The following is an 18,420-nucleotide window of genomic DNA, read 5'->3' as shown; positions in this document are numbered from 1 at the left end:
ATCTAATTAAATGATCTTGGACCTAAAAATGTAGTTGTAGTTGTTTCAATCAACTTTCCATCATTATAAACTCCTATTTTTATTTTTATTTTATCTTTTTTAATCAGTGAAGCTGGAATTTCAATAAACATATTCCCTTGAAATAATGCTTCTTTTTTAACGATTATATTTGTATTTCCCACTAATCTAATAACTCCTTCTGGCTTTTCTAATTTAATAGTAACATTTTCAAAATCTTTTACCGTTTTATTTACTATTTTATAAGTAAACACATTACTAATCACATCACCTTTTTGTTCGTACAACTGACCTGGTAATCTAAAAACATTTGCCTCTACATCATTTCTTAAAAAAAGTAAGCCAATTAAAATTCCAATTAGAATAGTAAGAACTGCAATATAACCTTTCATTCGGGTTGTTAACTTAAACTTTTCTTTCTTAACTATTTCATCTTCACTGGCATAACGAATTAATCCTTTTGGAAGTCCTACTTTATCCATGATAGTATCACATTCATCAATACAAGCTGTACAATTGATACATTCTAATTGTGTACCGTTTCTAATATCAATTCCTGTAGGACAAACTACTACACATTGTTTACAATCGATACAATCTCCTTTTCCTGTTTCAGCTCTATTCTCTCTTTTATCCCATTTTGCTCTTCCAGCTTCTCCTTCTCCTCTTACATGATCATAAGCCACATTTATAGATTTATTGTCTAACAAAACTCCTTGCATCCTACCATAAGGACATGCAATAATGCAAACTTGTTCTCTAAACCAAGCAAATATAAAATAGAAAACTCCTGTAAAAATTAGTAAAGCAATAAGCGTACTTAGGTTTTCTAATGGTCCTTCTTCAATGTATTCTAATAATTTATCACTACCAATAAGATAGGCCAAAAACACATTGGCAATTAAAAAAGAAATAATAAAAAAGAGTACCCATTTAATTATTCTTTTTCTTATTTTTTCAGCATTCCATTCTTGTTTGGCTAGTCGTATTTGTGCTCCTCTATCTCCATCAATCCAATATTCAATTCTTCTGAAAACCATTTCCATAAAAATAGTTTGAGGACAAAACCAGCCACAAAATATTCGACCAAAAGCTACTGTAAAAAGGGTAAGTCCAACAACTCCAACAATCATTGATAACACAAAAATGTAAAAATCTTGTGGCCAAAATGGAAAACCAAAAATAGAAAACTTGCGTTCTAAAACGTTAAATAATAAAAACTGATTGCCATTAATTTTTATAAATGGTGCCGACAATAAGAAAGCTAAAAGAAAATAACTTAGTAATTTTCGCTTATCATAATATTTACCAACAGGCTTTTTAGGATAAATAAAATTCCTTTTCCCTTCTTCATTGATAGTTCCTATACTATCTCTAAAACTTTCATCAGGCAAATTTGACATAATTTTTGAATTAATTTGGATTAAAAAAGAGGCTTAATATTAAACCTCTAATTTATTAATTAACTTTTGTTGAATCTGTAACATTTGTTACTTCGTCTGTACTAATTGCAGTTGTATCTGTGCTAATTTCAGTTGCAGTAGTACTTCCTCCCTCAACCCAAATTTCTCCTTCAGGTTCTTTTGCATTAGCTGGATTTGAACCTTGTAAAGATAAAATATAACTTGCTAGTTTTTGAATATCAGAGGGTTTAATAGCTTCTTTCCAAGGTGCCATAACACTATTTGTAGGACTTCCTTCAGAAATTACTGTAAATATGTTTTTAACTCCACCACCATTAATCCAATACTTATCGGTTAAATTTGGTCCAATATTTCCTTCTAAATTTTCTTTATGACAAGAAATACAGTTATTAGCTGCATATATTTTTTTACCTTCTGCTATGCTAGCCGCATCAGTCATTAAAATTACATTATCAACATTCACTAAATCGGGAGCATTCTTTAAATATTCTTCGTGTTCTTTTTTAGCTTCTGACATAGCCATTTCATATTCTTCTTTTTGCGTATAATCACCCACAATATGAAAACGAACTAAATAAACTACTGCAAAAATGATACAGCTATAGAATAAATACACCCACCAAGGAGGTAATACATTGTCTAGCTCCTTAATACCATCATAATTATGATCTAACATCACGTCTGCTTCTTGTTCGATAGTTTTAGAACGTGTTAGTTTTTTCATGATGTTTTTGTAAAAAGCACTTTCAGTAAAAGATAAAGACTGTGCTTCTTCCAATTGTTTTTTCTGTTCCTCACTCAATAATAAATAAGTCACTCTATCTACAGCATTGACTACTATTTCTATAGCGATTAAAAGGAATAAAAAAACACCTAAGAATAAAGAAACCATTGGATATTCAATAAATGCAGGTTTTTCTCCTGAATCTATAAAGTATTCCATTCCTGCAAATACAGTAGCAAAGATTAATGGAACTCTTACGTATGAAGGGATTATTTTTTTCATATAAATCTGTATTATAATTCGTCTTTAATTGGTAATTCACTTAACTCCTTAATTTTGTCTTTTTTATAGGTAAAAACCCAAATGAAGAGCACTAGAAAAAAGGTAAAGAATATGCTTAATGATAGTATTGGGTAAACCTCAATACCAGCAATCGTTTCTAAATTATGTTTGATAAACTTTAACATACTACTTTATTTATTAGTGTTATCTTGTTTAGTTATGTCTGTACCTAAGCGTTGCAAATAAGCAATTAAGGCTACAATTTCTCTGTCTTTCACAGGAACAAAATCTTTCCCTTGAATTTTCTTTTGTTCATCAAAAGATTTACGGATATCTTTATTTTTCAATAAATTTTCTTCAATTTTTGAAGCTTGTTTTTCAATAGAATCCATTGCTTTTTCTACTTCGGCATCTGTATAAGGAACACCTAAAGATTGCATAACTTTCATTTTATCCTGAATATCCGATTTATCTAAAGTATTTCTAATAGTCCATTTATAACCTGGCATAATAGAGCCAGAAGATGTACTTTGAGGATCCCAAAGGTGATTAAAATGCCAATCATCAGAACGTCCTCCATAAAATGGATTTGAAGATTTTGCTCCTTCTCTTGCTAAATCTGGTCCTGTGCGTTTTGAACCCCATAAGAATGGATGATCATAAACAAATTCTCCCGCTTTTGAATATTCTCCATAACGAACTACTTCTGAACGGAAAGGGCGAACCATTTGCGAGTGACAGTTATTACAACCTTCTCTAATGTAAATATCTCTACCTTCTAATTCTAAAGGTGTATAAGGTTTCACACTTGAAATTGTTGGTATATTAGATTTTACCATAATTGTTGGTACAATTTGAAGAATACCTCCAATTAGAATAGCAATAGTTGCTAAAATGGTCAATTGAATTGGTCTTCTTTCTAACCAAGGGTGGAATTTTTCTCCTTTTAATCTTCCAGATGTAATTTTTGTTAAAGCAGGAGCTTCAGCTAATTCGTCTTCCACTTTTTGTCCAGCCATAACAGTTCTAATAATATTATATACCAAAACTAAAAGACCAATTACAAATAAAGTTCCTCCAATAGCACGCATTAAGTACATTGGCATAATTTCGGTAACTGTTTCAAGGAAATTTCCATATTGTAAGGTTCCATCTGGCTTAAATTGCTTCCACATAGATGCTTGAGTAAATCCAGCCACATACATTGGTAAAGCATATAAAATGATTCCTAAGGTTCCAATCCAGAAATGGAAATTAGCTAATGCAGTAGAATATAGTTTTGTTTTTGTCATTCTAGGAATTAACCAATAAATCATACCAAAAGTCAAAAATCCATTCCATGCTAATGCTCCAACGTGAACGTGAGCAACAATCCAATCGGTAAAGTGTGCAATTGCGTTTACATTTTTAAGTGATAACATTGGGCCTTCAAAAGTTGCCATTCCATAACCAGTAATAGCTACTACAAAGAATTTTAAAACTGGTTCTGTTCTTACTTTATCCCAAACACCTCTCAATGTTAATAGACCATTGATCATTCCTCCCCAAGATGGTGCAATCAACATAATAGAGAATACAACTCCTAAATTTTGAGCCCAATCTGGTAAGGCAGAATATAATAAATGGTGTGGTCCAGCCCAAATGTAAATGAAAATTAAAGACCAAAAGTGTATGATAGACAATCGGTAAGAATATACTGGACGATTAGCCGCTTTAGGTACAAAATAATACATCAATCCTAAGAATGGTGTAGTTAAGAAAAAGGCAACCGCATTATGTCCGTACCACCATTGCACTAATGCATCTTGTACTCCAGCATAAACAGAATAACTTTTTAAGGCAGAAACTGGTAACTCAAGACTGTTAAAAATATGAAGTACAGCTACTGTTACAAAAGTGGCAATGTAGAACCAAATGGCAACATACAAATGACGCTCTCTTCTTCTTAAAATCGTCATTATCATGTTGATACCAAACACTACCCAAATTAAGGCAATAGCAATATCAATTGGCCATTCTAATTCTGCATATTCTTTTGATGTGGTGTAACCCAGTGGCAATGTTATAGCAGCTGCGACTATAATTAATTGCCAACCCCAGAAATTAATGTTACTTAATACATCACTATACATCCTTGTTTTTAACAAACGCTGTAATGAATAGTAAACTCCTGCAAAAATTGCGTTACCTACAAAGGCAAAAATAACAGCATTTGTATGTAATGGTCTTAATCTACCAAAACTTAACCAAGGAATTCCATCGGTCATGTTTGGGAAAAGAAACATAAAGGCTACTGTTAAACCTACAAGCATTCCTACGACACCGAAAAGTATACTTGCATAAAGAAACTTCTTTACAATTTTGTTATCGTAATAAAATTGTTGCATCTCCATAATTAGATTGATTTTTGTTTTTCTACTTCTATTATTTTACTTGAACTTTTTTTTAACTCATCATCGAAAAGCATTCTGACTGATGGTGTATAATCGTCATCATATTGTCCGCTTTTTACCGCTTTTATAAAAGCAATCAAGAAAACAACCGCAACTACTATACTTACTGTGATTAATATATAAATGACACTCATACCTTAAATTTATGTTAACAAAGTTAGTTCTAGCTACTATCTTAAAATATGACATTTATCATATCGCTTAAAAATATTAATGTTTATTTCTAGCATAATAATTACTCATTAAGGTTACAAAACTTACTACTGTAATAGAACTCAAAGGCATAATAATGGCAGCAACTAATGGAGATAAATTTCCAGTAATAGCAAATGACAAACCAACCAAATTATACAATAAGGAAAGTCCAAAACTCATGTAAATGGTTCGCATAGCATTTTTGGAATAATTCAAATAGTAACCCAGTCTTGAAAATTGAGAAGCATCCATAATTCCATCACAAGCTGGAGAAAACACATTTACATTTTCTGAAATTGATATTCCTACATTACTTTGTGCCAAAGCTCCTGCATCGTTTAATCCATCACCTATCATCATTACATTTTTTCCTTGCTCTTGTAATTGCTTGACAAATTCTAATTTTTGCTCTGGCTTTTGATTAAAAATTAATTGGGTTTCTTTTGGTAATAAAGACTGAAGATTTTCTTTTTCTCCTTCATTATCTCCTGAAAGTATTTTTAGCTCATATTTTTTACTTAATTGCTCGAATAACTCAACCACACCATTTCTATACTGATTATCAAAAACAAAATATCCTTTATAGCTATCCTCAATTGCAATATAGACTTTGGTTTGTTTTGATTGATTTTCATCAGAAATACTTAATAAGCTAGCTGAACCAATTACTACTTTCATATCATTAGCCTTAGCTATAATTCCTTTACCTGTTATTTCTTCGAATTCTTGAATTTCTATTTTTGGTAAATTGGGTAAAAAATCATAAATCTTTCGACTTAAAGGGTGATTTGAACCTCTTATAACATTCTTAATCAATGATAATTCTTCAGAGGACAGTTCCTTTCCTATAAATTCTATAGCCGATTTTTTATTTGAGGTAATAGTTCCAGTTTTATCAAAAACAAGTGTGTCTATTTTTGCTAATTGTTCAATAACCATTGCGTTTTTAAGATACATTTTTTGTTTTCCCATAATTCGCAATACATTTCCTAAAGTAAAAGGAGCTGTTAAAGCTAATGCACATGGACAAGCCACAATTAAAATTGCAGTTAACACATTAAAAGCCATCGAAACATCAATGAATAGCCAAAAACTGAAAACTACAAACGCTAAAAACAAAAGTATAGGTGTAAAATAACGACTTACTTTATCAGTAATACTTTTATGTTTTTGTTCAATTTTCTTTTGAAAAACTGCATTACTCCATAATTGTGTTAAATAACTTTGGGAAACCGAAAAAAGCACTTCAAGTTCAATTACTTTACCATTTATTTTGCCACCAGCATATACTTTATCTCCAGATTTTTTCTCAATTGGAATAGCTTCACCAGTAACAAAACTATAATCAATTAAAGCCTTTTCAGAAATTAAAATACCATCAACTGGAATTAATTCTTGATTTCTGATTAACAATCGATCTCCTTTTTCTATATCATATACTTGAACAGGAATTTCTGTTCCATTAGCATTTAGCTTAGTAATTGCAATTGGAAAATAAGATTTATAATCCCGTTCAAAAGAAAGAAAATTATACGTTTTTTGTTGGAATAACTTTCCTAAAAGCATGAAGAAAACCAAACCCGTTAAACTATCAAAATAACCTTGACCATAATCAAATATTATATCAACGGTACTTCTCACAAACATTACGATTATTCCTAAAGCAATAGGAATATCAATGTTCAACATTTTAGATTTGATGCTTTTATAGGCAGAAACATAATAGTCACTTGCTGAATAAATAAAAGAAGGCAACGAAAGTGCAAAAATCAACCACCGAAAGAAGCCTCTATATTGATTGATCCAATATTCTTCTACTTCAAAATATTCTGGAAAAGATAAAAGCATTATATTTCCAAAACAGAAAAAAGCAACTCCTAATTTATAAATTAAACTTCGGTCAATGTTTTTCTTGCCTGTTTCAAAATTTTCTAGACTAATGTAAGGTTCGTAACCAATGGAACTCAACAAATAAACAATCGCTTTTAAAGATGTTTTTGTTGAATCAAATGTGATTCTAACCTTTTTTTCTGAAAAATTAACTTGTGAAGTACTTATACCTTCTTGAAGTTTTTGTAAATTTTCCAAAATCCAAATACACGAGCTACAATGTATATGAGGAATAAAAAGTGAAACAATATTTGTCGACTCTTCTTGAAATTCCAGAAGTTTTGCAATAATTTTTTCATCATCTAAGAAATCATATTTTCCATTAATATCTTGCGGTGTTGCACCAGGTGCATTCTCAAAATCATAATAACAACTTAAATCGTTTTGACTAAAAATCTCATAAACAGTCTTACAACCATTGCAACAGAAACTTTTTTCTTCATAAACAATTTCTTCTTTTTTTATAATTTCAATACCACAATGGAAACATTTTTTTGTGTCCATAATTTGCTCATTTTACCTGTAACAAAGGTTGCAAATGGTTCTAATTTAAAATATGATATTTGTCATACTTTAACTATCTTTGAATATCTTTATAAAAAAATCATCCATGAGTAAATGTGAACAATGTATTGTAAGACAGTTCAGCTCGATAAAAGCTTTAAATAAAGAACAGTTAGTTCAAATGGCTAATTGTAAAACTTCATATACAATTAAAAAAGGTGAACCTATTTTTGAAGAAGGTGAAACTTTAAATGGTATTTACTGTATCAAAGATGGTGTGTGTAAATTATCAAAACTAAGTTCAAATGGTAAAGATCAAATTATAAAATTAGGCAAACCAGGAGAATTATTAGGACAACGCTCAATGATAAGCGAGGAATCGGCAAATCTATCTGCAATTGCATTAGAAGATATGGAAGTTTGTTTTGTTCCTAAAAATGAAATACTCCAATTTTTCAATCAAAATAATGATTTTTCAATGAATGTGATGAAAACTATTTGTGGAGATTTAAAAGAAGCAGATGAACACATGGTTGACATGGCACAAAAAACTGTAAAAAAACGATTAGCTGAAACCTTACTTTATTTAGAAGAAACTTTTGGTAAAAATGAAGATGAAAGCATTCGCATTCAATTATCGAGAGAAGAATTAGCTGGAATGATTGGTACGGCTACTGAAAGTTGCATTCGATTATTATCTGAAATGAATAAAGCAAAAATAATTGATTTACAGGGCAAAAGAATCTTTTTAAAAGACAAAAAAGCACTTCAAAAAATTAGCTAATATTTTTTGGCACAATAATTGGTTCATTGTTATTATCAATTTTAAACAATGAATGATATGAAAACGAATTTACTTACAGGGATATTTAGTTTTTTCTTAGCCATAACTTCTTTTGCACAAGATAAAACAACAGTTACTGCTAACAGTAGTGACATAAGCGATAATTTAGACTTAAGAGCAGTTGCTACCATTTTTGGAGACGCTTCTGATTTAGAAGATTTTGAAAGAAGATTAAATGACCCTAAATCACAAATTTCAAATTTAGATCTAAATAACGATAATTATGTAGATTATTTAAGAGTTATCGAATCAATTGAAGGTAATGCTCATATTATTGTAGTCCAAGCTGTTTTAGATAAAGATTTATATCAAGATGTAGCTTCAATAGAAGTTGAAAAAGATAGAAACAATAATGTTCAGGTTCAAGTTGTAGGTGATGTTTATATGTATGGCGATAATTATATTTATGAACCAGTTTATGTACACAGACCTATAATTTATACTTCTTTTTGGGTAAGTAGCTATCGTCCATATTGTTCAAGCTGGTATTGGAATTATTACCCAACATATTATACTTACTGGAGACCATTCCCTATTTTTAGATATAGAAATCATATTGCAGTTCATATTAATTTTGGTCATACATATCATTATGTAAATACAAGAAGATGTGCATATGCTTACAATGCTTATTATGGAAGAAGAGGAAATGGATATGAAAGAAGATACCCAAATAGATCATTTAGTCATAGAAATTCTGGTTATTCTAATAGATATGAAATGGATCAAAACAGAACTATAAAAACAAGAACTTCTGGATCTAGAGAATTAGCTTACACTAATACTAGAAGTAATTCAACAAGAGGAAATAGAGATAATACTCAAGGTGCAACTAGAAATAATTCTTCTACAAGAAGTAATAATTCAGCTACAACACCTAGAAATTATTCTTCAACTAGAAGTAATACTTCTACAGGAAATTCTCCTAGAACATATTCTTCTACAAGAAGTACTAAATCTGTAACAAATTCTCCAAGAACTAACTCATCTACAAGAGATAATACAACTTCTACTAGAAATTACTCATCAAATAGAGGAGATAATTCAAATGTAGGCTCATCAAGAAGTAATTCATCAACAAGAGGAAATAGTTCTAATGTAGGTTCGTCAAGAAACACTTCATCTAATCGAGGAAGTTCAACTGTAAGGAGTTCAAGTAGTTCCTCTAGACAAAGTGGAAATTCTGGAGGAAGTAGAAGTTCTTCATCAAATCGAGGAAATTCAGGAAGAGGATAAAAAAATTAATACCATATATCATAACAAAGCTGTCATAATAGACAGCTTTTTTTTATTAAATCACTATCTTTGCACGCTGATTAAATAAAAAATGAGATTACATAGAAATTTAGTATTCACAGTTATAGATTCTTTACTTGCTATATTCAATGAAGGAGAATATGCAGATAAGGTTGTAGCACGTGCATTAAAAAAAGATAAACGTTGGGGAAGCAGTGACAGGAAATTTGTTGCAGAAACGATTTATGAAATTGTTCGTTGGAAACGTCTTTATGCAGAAATTGCTGAAGTAAGAGAACCTTATGATAGAGATAATGTTTGGAGAATATTTGCAGCTTGGGCTGTTTTAAGAGGTATCATGCTACCCGATTGGAAATATTTTGAAGGAACTCCAGCTCGAAAAATAAAAGGAAGATTTGATGAATTATCTAAAATTAGAAAATTTAAAGAATCTATTCCTGATTGGATGGATGAACTTGGTGTAAAAGAATTGGGTGAAGCTACTTGGGCAAAAGAATTAGAAGCTCAAAACAAACAAGCTGAAGTAATTCTTAGGGTTAATACTTTAAAAACTACCAAAGAAAAATTAAGAGCAATCTTAATGGATTTGAATATTGAAACATATACTTCAAAAGATTATCAAGACGCTTTGATTTTGAAAGAAAGAGCAAATGTTTTCATGACTGATGTTTTTAAACAAGGTTATTTTGAAGTACAAGACGCTTCATCTCAATTAGTTGCCTATTTCTTAGATGTAGCTCCAGGAATGCGAGTAGTAGATACTTGTGCTGGTGCTGGTGGAAAAAGCTTGCATTTAGCTTCTTTAATGGAAAATAAAGGTCAATTAATTGCTATGGATATTTACGAAAGTAAATTAAAACAATTGAAACTGCGTGCAAAAAGAAATGGTGTTCACAATATTGAGTTTAGAGTTATAGATTCAACCAAAGTAATTAAAAAATTACACGAAAAAGCAGACCGTGTTTTAATTGATGCACCCTGTAGTGGATTAGGCGTAATGAAACGTAATCCAGATAGTAAATGGAAATTACAACCTGAATTTATTGATAATATTAAAAAAGTACAAGCTGAAGTTTTACAAAATTATTCTAAAATAGTAAAACCAGGAGGAAAAATGGTTTATGCAACTTGTTCTGTACTTCCATCAGAAAACGAAGAACAAGTGAAACATTTTCTAAATACCGAAGCTGGAAAAAATTTTACTTTTGTAAAAGAAAGGAAAGTATTAGCTCATCAAAGTGGTTATGATGGGTTTTATATGGCTTTATTAGAACGAAAACTATAAAAAATGAAAAACAAAATTACACTATTATTAGTATTAAGTTTTACTTTAAACTTTGCACAAAATGGAGCACCAGCAAGTCCTTACTATGATGACATCAATTGGAATCTAACTGGAAGTGCATTAAAAAGTGCTTTGGAAACTAAAATTTCAAATACTCATACCAATTATTTGACTTATTCACAAGTTTGGGATGCAACCCAAGTAACAGATTTAGATCCTAATGACCTAACAAATTCAAAAGTTTTATTGCTTTATGGATTTAGTTCAAATACCTGTCCTACTTCTCCAACTGATGATAAAGACCACAGAACTAGAGATAAGTTTTCAAATGGTGGTTCATCATCTTGCGAATGGAATAGAGAGCATGTGTATGCTAAATCATTAGCTGTACCTGGTCTAAATGATGGTGGAGCAAGTGATGCAGGTGAAGATGCACATCATTTAAGAGCTACTGATGTAGATAGAAACAATGATAGATCTAGTGAAAAATTTGCGGCTGGTTCTGGTAACTCAGGAGATATCACTTCTACAACATGGTATCCTGGTGATGAATGGAAAGGAGATGTAGCGAGAATGATGATGTATATGTATTTAAGATATGGCTCTCAATGTTTACCAATAAATGTTGGTGTAGGAAATCCTGTTGCTAGTGATGCTAATATGATTGATTTATTTTTGCAATGGAATGCTGAAGATCCAGTATCACAATATGAGGATAATAGAAATACCTATCACGGTAATACTTCTAACACATTTGCTCAAGGAAATCGTAATCCATTTATAGATAATCCCTATTTAGCAACAGTAATTTGGGGTGGATCAGTAGCTGAAAATAGATGGCCATCTGTCTTTTTATCATCTGAAAATTTTGATTTATTAGCCTCAGTAAATGTTTATCCAAACCCTACTATCAATAATACCATTTACATTTCTTCCTCTACAACTTTAAAAGATGTTATTGTTTATAATGTAAACGGACAAATTGTTAAAGAGATTAAAAATCCTAATACTATTAGTACAGAAACTTATCAGATTACTAATTTGAACAGTGGATTTTATATGATAAAATTATCTTCTGATACTGCTTCAATAACTAAAAAAGTAATAGTAAACTAAACATTTTACTAACACAATATTAAAAAGGTTTAACTCCAATCTAATCGAAGAGTTAAACCTTTTTATTTATATAATATTTCTTTATTATTAAAAGCCAAAATCATATTCACGTTCTATTTTTGCTATTCTTACTTTGTAATTTTTATACCAAGTAGTTTTTCCTTTTTTTTGTGCAAACAAATGATCTATGTTTGATTTCCAATTTTGAATCGCTTCCAAATTTTCCCAATAGGAAACGGTAATTCCTATTTCATTACGAGCACTTTCGATACTTATAAAGCCTGGTTGAAGTTTTGCCAAGGCTTCCATTTTTTGGGCCATTTCATTATAACCTTCTTCAATTTCGGTTCTTGTTGAGGTAAAAATTACTGCGTAATACATGTTGAAGTTAGAAGTTAGAAGTTAGAAGTTAGAAAATTACAAATATGTTTTGAATTATATCGCTTTTTAAAATAAAATCGCTCAAAAACTAAGTATTATAACCGTTTTGCTTCTTCCCAAAACACATCCATTTCTGCTAAGGTCATATCTGCAAGTGGTTTTCCTAATTCTCCAGCTTTACTTTCCAAATACATAAAACGTTTAATGAATTTTTTATTGGTTCGTTCCAAAGCATCTTCTGGATTGACCTTTAGAAATCGTGCATAATTTATCATTGAAAATAAAACATCACCAAATTCAGCTTCAATTTTATCTTGGTCTCCCATTTTTACTTCTTCTTGCAATTCGTGTAATTCTTCTTGTACTTTGTCCCAAACTTGATGCGATTCTTCCCAGTCAAACCCTACTCCTTTTACTTTATCTTGAATACGACTTGCTTTCACTAAAGCAGGCAAGCTTTTTGGAACACCTTCTAAAACTGATTTTTTCCCTTCTCTTAGTTTCAATTTTTCCCAATTTTGCTTTACTTCTTCCTCATTAGCAACAACAACATCTCCATAAATGTGAGGATGACGATCAATTAATTTATCACAAATTGAATTAGCTACATCAGCAATATCAAAATCATTAGTTTCGCTTCCTATTTTAGCATAAAAAACAATATGTAATAATAAATCACCCAACTCTTTCTTAATTTCTTGCAAATCATTATCTAAAATAGCGTCACCTAATTCATAAGTCTCTTCAATCGTTAAATGACGTAAGCTTTCTAAAGTTTGTTTTTTATCCCATGGACATTTTTCTCTTAAATCATCCATAATATCTAGTAATCTATTGAAAGCTTGAAGTTGATTATCGCGATTGTTCATTTTATAATGCTTATGGATTATTTACTATTTATTGTTAAAAATTGAAATTGTAAAATTATGGATTATTTTAGAAAGTATTTAATTAGATGAGATTATTTCTTATTTGTCTCAATACATAAATGTAAACATGGCAAACAACATTTTAAAAATTCGATTTAGCACTTTAGAAGCTATTTGCAAAGTACTAGAATGTCAACCTGGAGATATTTTGGAATATTCAGAATAAATTAAAAACTAAAAAAGTGTACGAATAGTATCTAACTTTTTTGAGCCGTTTATTTTTTTAAAGTCTTTTTTTATCTTTGACACATGGAAAAAAATAGTTTATTCATGATTATGTTGGGTTGTACTCCAAAAGGAAGACTTACTGAACAACACGATATATTTTTTGGAATAGGAAATTCCCTATATGATATAAAACAAGATATGTTAGATTTTTGGCCAGAAGCAAAAGGAATAATTCACTTAGATGCTTGGCAGAAAGTAACCCAAATAGATGGTTACACTATTGAAATTATTTCAAGAAATGAAAAACTTGAACAAGAGGAAAAACTATTTTTTCTTAATCTAGGTGGTTATAAAGAAAATGTGTTTGAAGAATATCACTATAAGGTTTTGGCTGTAGCCAAAAATAAAGCAGAAGCTATAAAAAAAGCAAAAGAAACCGCTTTTTATAAACATTATGACTTTAAAGGAGCAACTTCACACATTGATGATAAATATGGAGTTGATGTAGACGACATTCATGAAATTGAAGATATTTTAAATCAAAAATTTAAAGAAAAATTTCAATTAAAAATTACAAAATCAAATTTAGGGTTAGAAGACGAAAAGCACATTGGCTATTTAAAGTTTGATAAAATAAAAGCGTCCTGAATGTCAGGACGTTTTTATTTATATTTTACCTTCTGTATCATTTTCATTCTTCCACTCTTTTGCATCTTCAATTTTTTCTTTAGGAATTAGAAAATAAATAGCTAAACCAGCCACCGTTATTCCTATCATAATTATCCAAGCAACAGTATCACCCCACTTGTAAATCCATGAGAGTAATCTTGGCACTCTATCAAAAAACTTTAAAACTATGGCAAATGCACCAAAGAAAGCCACGTAACCTCCTACTTTTTTCATATAAATTCGTTTATGTTTATACTGCAATATAAAAAATATTTTTTATTTAACATTAAATGTTGTCTTTTCTTACAATTGAATTATATTTTTGCAAAAAATAACAAACATGAATAAAAAAACATTTTTCAAATTAGTCTTTTTATTATTGATAAATTTCAGTAATAATTGTTTTTCACAAACGGTAACTATAAATGTTACGAATGTCAATGGGAGTGCAATAAGTGCTAGCCAACCTATTACAATAAATTCAAATTCTATTGCCAATGTTTCATTAGAAACGCAAGTAACACTTCAAAATGCTCCAAGTGATAATTATCCTGGTACAATAAAAATTTATTATCAAAAAAATTCATCAAACCCTGTAAATATTGCTAATGGTGGAGATGGTGGATCTCTTTTATTTCTAGGTTCAACAACGGCATATAGATATTTTAGTATAACCTTAAATTCTGGTCAATTTGATGCAACAGGTGGTTATATTTATTCTGAATATGAAACTTATTCAGGAATAAAATATAAAAGTGATAATAGAGCTGTTGTCGTTACTACTTCTTCTGGTGGTGGAAATGGTGGTGGAAATGGAGGAAGTAACAACTCCCTATATGAATCAGACTTCACTCCTTATGGAGCTAGCCCATTACTACCCTCTAAATCTATTGATATACCTGGACAAATAACATATGAGTGGATACATGGAGAAAATAGCTCAGAGCCGTGGGGTACACCTTTTCAAATTGGCAGATCTGGAAGGATATATGAATCTGTAAATATTGTAGAGAAAAAAACATTATATAGTTCTTTAAATAATACTGTTTACTACTCATATCCATTTACTATTATTATTAATAGACCATTTGCAGATGTTTCAAGACTTATTTTTACTAATGAGATTCAAATGAGTCAATATTTAATTTATGGAAGTAATGTACAAGAACTGATTGGAAATGAAGTTATAATTTCAGGGAGAGATAGTGAGTATTCTGGCAACATTCCTTATAGTTATCAATGGCAAAAAAGGATTGCGAAACCTACTCCTTCTTGGGATTTAAATCAGTATAATAATTTTAAAAATAATTATGGATGGGTTGATATTCCCAATGCTACAAACCAGAATTACACACCTTCAGAGTCTGTAACAATAGGTATCGAATATAGAAGATTAGTAATAGATCCTAATTATCCTTACATTGGGAGAGCTTCCGTATCAAGTAATGTAATTGAGATTTTTCCTGTAAATCTATCAGATATTTCTAATAGCATTTGTTGTAATCAGGATATTTATTCAAATCAAGATGTAAACTTAATAACAGGAAGTAATCCCTCTTTACAAAATGTCAGATATAAATGGCAAATGAGAAATATAACTTATTCTTTAGATTCTCCATGGGTAAATATTGATGGGGCAGACCAAAGTAATTATATGCCTGCTAAACCTAGATTAGGAAGACAACCTTTAATAAAACATGAATATAGAAGAATTATTGTAAGTGAAGATTTAATATACTACCCTAGTAATTCAATAATAATTAATTATTATTCCGTTTCAAACAGAATTTCCAAAAATAATGAAGAAATAGAAAAAAATGATAATTTTAGCATATATCCAAATCCAGTTGTAACGACATTAAATATAAGAAAAATTGATGATATTAATTTTTTGGATTTAAAAATTATTGATTTAACAGGTAAAGTTTTATATTATAACAATAAAATTAATAAATTTGAATCAAAGGAGTTTCCAATAAATGTTTCGAACTTACCAAAAGGATTGTACAGTTTGATTATAAAAACTGATAAAAAAGAAATTATATATAAATTTGTTAAAGAATAATTAAAAAAAGAGACAATTTCTAAATAAAGAAATTGTCTCTTTTTATTAAATTAAAATTATCTATTTTAAATCAATTTTAGTAATATTTTTATCATCTATACCATAGTAATTAATTACAGCTTGATAATCATTAAAATTAACTGGATTAGCACTTTTTCCATTGAATGTTATTGCTGCTGGAATAACTACAACTCTTAGTACCTGATCTAATCTAAATTCTGGATTTAACGCTGGTAAATCAAAACCATAAAGATTAACTTTTGCATTATAGCGTGTTGCAACATAATCATAACCGAAATCTAAGGTTCCATCATCAAAATAATAGGTTTCTGGTAATAGTTTCCAATAATCACCCGTAGTTGAATTATAATTTGATAATCGGTATACTAAAACCATATCAGATCCATAAATAGTGTAGGGAAAGTCTAAAACTACTGAGTATCCATTTGAATTTGTAAAATTCACATTATTACTATACTCAAACACTTCACTGATGGTATCGTTATCAAAATCATCTTGCACTACTACTTCTTCTTTAACACAACTTTGTAGCGTAATCATCCCGATTAAAGCTAAAATTAAAGTAAATTTTTTCATAACTATTCGTTTTTATATTTATATATTGTTTCTTACAAAAATAAACCAATAGTCGTGCCAAAAATAAAAATTCATCAGATTATTCTCTATTTAATTTTAACAAAAGCCAACAGCCACACATATTTCTGAAGCTACTGCTCCAGCACCAAAACTTAAAAAAGCAGTAACTCCCTGTATAATAGCTAGTGCTTGTGCCGCTGATGCTAAACCTAATGCTCCCATTAAACTAACTACTACAGCAGATTCTGGAGTAAGTAATGCAATTCCAACTGTTCCAAGAAGTATAAGCGCTCCAGCGGTTGCGTAAGCAGCACCTTTACACGCTGCACAACCCATAGAATATTCTGAAATTTCGAAATTAATTGATTTAATCCCAAATTTATCTTTTTCATCATTCAAAAAACCAATGAAATTATCATAATTCACAATTGTTGGTATTCCAAATTTATAAAGTTGTTCTCTAGAAATATCTATTTTTGAATCGGGTGAACTAAACATTTCTGGGTTAGATATAAAATAATTCTTCAATTTTTCTACTGTAGTTTCATTGTCAAAAGTTGTAAAATTTCCTTGTACAACAACTCTTTCTTCTATTTGAAATTCTACTCTTTCTGGTTTAATGTCTGGTTTATTAGGCTTAGAAACATTTAAGGCTAATAGAACAGAATCAACAATTCCTCTCCATACAATTGGTTCCATACCACCAGGCCAAAAGGTAGGGTCAAAAGCTAATCCAGATTCTGTACCAATATAATGATAAGCTAAATATAAAGTAATTGAACCATCAGCATTAAAAATTTTTCCCTTCAGCCATTGAAAAGCCACATTTGCCACACCTCCTAAGGCAGCACCTAAAGGTCCTGCAATAGCTGTACCACCAGTTGCAAGAGCGGCACATACTCCATTTATAATTGTATCTATAGTTTCCGATGCATCTTTAATATGCTTTTTTTCTATTTTAAGAATCGCAAACTTTTCGGTATACGTTTGGTCTCCATTTAAATAAGACATTGTATATTTATGAGGTTTTGAAACATAGCCTGAAAAACCTTCTATAATAGTATAATTTGCTTGAATTTGCATGATTTTATTTTTTAAATTATTACCTTAATAAATCTAATGAAACTGAATTTTCGTCAATTATCAACATTCTATCTCCATCAGTTTTTGCAATCCCACTAATTGGTTTTCCATACATATCAAATCCAAAATTTGAATACCTAACTTTATCCCCAATTTGCCAAACATAAACTCTTTTATTCTCTCTTAAATAAGATATTTCAATGACTTTTTCATCAAATTCTTGCTGATTTAAAACCCAAGGTATCCAAATTTCTTCGTTTACTTCCCAATGCGGTTTCAAAATTACAATATCATTAAAATTGTCTCTTTTTCTTACTTCTACTGGTTGATTAGTTCTATTAACTATTTTCTTAATTGCTGTAATTCCAAATGCCATAATTATATTAATTTAATTACCCTACTCATCTGGCTTTTCGGTTACGCCCTGTTTTCTTATGGTTTCCAGACTCCATTTTTAAATTGTGTGTTAGCTAACTACAATGTAAAATTGAACATTTTGGAGCAAAAAAAAATCCCTAACAATAGGGATTTTTAAC

The 18,420-nt window shown here is 30.0% G+C and carries 19 protein-coding genes; 7 read left to right on the top strand and 12 right to left on the bottom strand.

Going from position 1 to position 18,420, the window contains the following annotated elements; genetic code table 11:
• Window positions 1-2: 2 nt before the first annotated feature.
• The 6 genes from ccoG to ACULEV_RS06315 form a co-directional block, all read right to left on the bottom strand.
• Window positions 3-1,421 (bottom strand): cytochrome c oxidase accessory protein CcoG, encoded by a 1,419-nt coding sequence (gene ccoG / locus ACULEV_RS06340; RefSeq protein WP_445457828.1) that lies wholly within the window; start codon window positions 1,419-1,421, stop codon window positions 3-5.
• A gap of 55 nt (window positions 1,422-1,476) precedes the next feature.
• Window positions 1,477-2,448, bottom strand: a complete 972-nt coding sequence (locus tag ACULEV_RS06335; RefSeq protein ID WP_445457827.1) for a cbb3-type cytochrome c oxidase N-terminal domain-containing protein — start codon at window positions 2,446-2,448, stop codon at window positions 1,477-1,479.
• A gap of 11 nt (window positions 2,449-2,459) precedes the next feature.
• Window positions 2,460-2,633, bottom strand: a complete 174-nt coding sequence (locus tag ACULEV_RS06330) for a CcoQ/FixQ family Cbb3-type cytochrome c oxidase assembly chaperone (RefSeq protein ID WP_445457826.1) — start codon at window positions 2,631-2,633, stop codon at window positions 2,460-2,462.
• Window positions 2,634-2,639: 6 nt separating this feature from the next.
• The gene (ccoN, locus tag ACULEV_RS06325) at window positions 2,640-4,841 is read right to left on the bottom strand and encodes a cytochrome-c oxidase, cbb3-type subunit I (RefSeq protein ID WP_445457825.1); all 2,202 of its coding nucleotides are present in this window, start codon (window positions 4,839-4,841) and stop codon (window positions 2,640-2,642) included.
• Between the two features lie 2 nt (window positions 4,842-4,843).
• On the bottom strand, window positions 4,844-5,035 hold the full coding sequence (ccoS, locus tag ACULEV_RS06320) for a cbb3-type cytochrome oxidase assembly protein CcoS (RefSeq protein ID WP_445457824.1): 192 nt from the start codon (window positions 5,033-5,035) through the stop codon (window positions 4,844-4,846).
• A gap of 76 nt (window positions 5,036-5,111) precedes the next feature.
• Window positions 5,112-7,490: a heavy metal translocating P-type ATPase gene (locus tag ACULEV_RS06315; RefSeq protein WP_445457823.1), complete on the bottom strand. Its 2,379-nt coding sequence runs from the start codon at window positions 7,488-7,490 to the stop codon at window positions 5,112-5,114.
• Between the two features lie 106 nt (window positions 7,491-7,596).
• On the opposite strand from ACULEV_RS06315, the gene ACULEV_RS06310 reads away from it, so the two are divergent.
• From ACULEV_RS06310 to ACULEV_RS06295, 4 genes are all read left to right on the top strand, one after another.
• Complete coding sequence (locus ACULEV_RS06310) at window positions 7,597-8,274, top strand: Crp/Fnr family transcriptional regulator (RefSeq protein WP_445457822.1); 678 nt, start codon at window positions 7,597-7,599, stop codon at window positions 8,272-8,274.
• A gap of 57 nt (window positions 8,275-8,331) precedes the next feature.
• Entirely contained in the window at window positions 8,332-9,570 is a 1,239-nt protein-coding gene (locus tag ACULEV_RS06305) for a hypothetical protein (protein WP_445457821.1), read from the top strand.
• Between the two features lie 91 nt (window positions 9,571-9,661).
• Window positions 9,662-10,876, top strand: a complete 1,215-nt coding sequence (locus ACULEV_RS06300) for an RsmB/NOP family class I SAM-dependent RNA methyltransferase (RefSeq protein ID WP_445457820.1) — start codon at window positions 9,662-9,664, stop codon at window positions 10,874-10,876.
• A 3-nt stretch (window positions 10,877-10,879) separates the two neighbouring features.
• A complete protein-coding gene (locus ACULEV_RS06295) occupies window positions 10,880-11,992 on the top strand; it encodes an endonuclease (RefSeq protein ID WP_445457819.1) in 1,113 nt (370 codons plus the stop codon).
• A gap of 87 nt (window positions 11,993-12,079) precedes the next feature.
• On the opposite strand, the gene ACULEV_RS06290 is transcribed toward ACULEV_RS06295, so the two are convergent.
• Entirely contained in the window at window positions 12,080-12,373 is a 294-nt protein-coding gene (locus tag ACULEV_RS06290; protein ID WP_445457818.1) for an antibiotic biosynthesis monooxygenase family protein, read from the bottom strand.
• A 95-nt stretch (window positions 12,374-12,468) separates the two neighbouring features.
• A complete protein-coding gene (gene mazG, locus ACULEV_RS06285) occupies window positions 12,469-13,242 on the bottom strand; it encodes a nucleoside triphosphate pyrophosphohydrolase (RefSeq protein WP_445457817.1) in 774 nt (257 codons plus the stop codon).
• Between the two features lie 94 nt (window positions 13,243-13,336).
• Between mazG and ACULEV_RS06280 the strand changes: the two genes are divergently transcribed.
• On the top strand, window positions 13,337-13,468 hold the full coding sequence (locus tag ACULEV_RS06280; RefSeq protein ID WP_445458524.1) for a helix-turn-helix domain-containing protein: 132 nt from the start codon (window positions 13,337-13,339) through the stop codon (window positions 13,466-13,468).
• 83 nt (window positions 13,469-13,551) lie between these two features.
• Window positions 13,552-14,118 carry a DUF1543 domain-containing protein gene (locus tag ACULEV_RS06275; RefSeq protein ID WP_445457816.1) on the top strand — a complete coding sequence of 189 codons (567 nt, stop codon included), beginning with the start codon at window positions 13,552-13,554 and terminating at the stop codon, window positions 14,116-14,118.
• A gap of 18 nt (window positions 14,119-14,136) precedes the next feature.
• On the opposite strand, the gene ACULEV_RS06270 is transcribed toward ACULEV_RS06275, so the two are convergent.
• Window positions 14,137-14,373 (bottom strand): hypothetical protein, encoded by a 237-nt coding sequence (locus tag ACULEV_RS06270; RefSeq protein WP_445457815.1) that lies wholly within the window; start codon window positions 14,371-14,373, stop codon window positions 14,137-14,139.
• 106 nt (window positions 14,374-14,479) lie between these two features.
• On the opposite strand from ACULEV_RS06270, the gene ACULEV_RS06265 reads away from it, so the two are divergent.
• Entirely contained in the window at window positions 14,480-16,204 is a 1,725-nt protein-coding gene (locus ACULEV_RS06265; protein ID WP_445457814.1) for a T9SS type A sorting domain-containing protein, read from the top strand.
• A 60-nt stretch (window positions 16,205-16,264) separates the two neighbouring features.
• On the opposite strand, the gene ACULEV_RS06260 is transcribed toward ACULEV_RS06265, so the two are convergent.
• The 3 genes from ACULEV_RS06260 to ACULEV_RS06250 all read right to left on the bottom strand — a co-directional run bounded on the left by ACULEV_RS06260 (window position 16,265) and on the right by ACULEV_RS06250 (window position 18,260).
• Entirely contained in the window at window positions 16,265-16,801 is a 537-nt protein-coding gene (locus ACULEV_RS06260; RefSeq protein WP_445457813.1) for a hypothetical protein, read from the bottom strand.
• A 96-nt stretch (window positions 16,802-16,897) separates the two neighbouring features.
• The gene (locus ACULEV_RS06255; protein ID WP_445457812.1) at window positions 16,898-17,884 is read right to left on the bottom strand and encodes a hypothetical protein; all 987 of its coding nucleotides are present in this window, start codon (window positions 17,882-17,884) and stop codon (window positions 16,898-16,900) included.
• A gap of 19 nt (window positions 17,885-17,903) precedes the next feature.
• Window positions 17,904-18,260: a hypothetical protein gene (locus ACULEV_RS06250; RefSeq protein WP_445457811.1), complete on the bottom strand. Its 357-nt coding sequence runs from the start codon at window positions 18,258-18,260 to the stop codon at window positions 17,904-17,906.
• Window positions 18,261-18,420: the final 160 nt, after the last annotated feature.

It is taken from the genome of Flavobacterium sp. HNIBRBA15423, assembly GCF_052655965.1.
The sequence above is the reverse complement of the archived record's forward strand: the minus strand, read 5'-3'. Positions and strand labels throughout refer to the sequence as shown.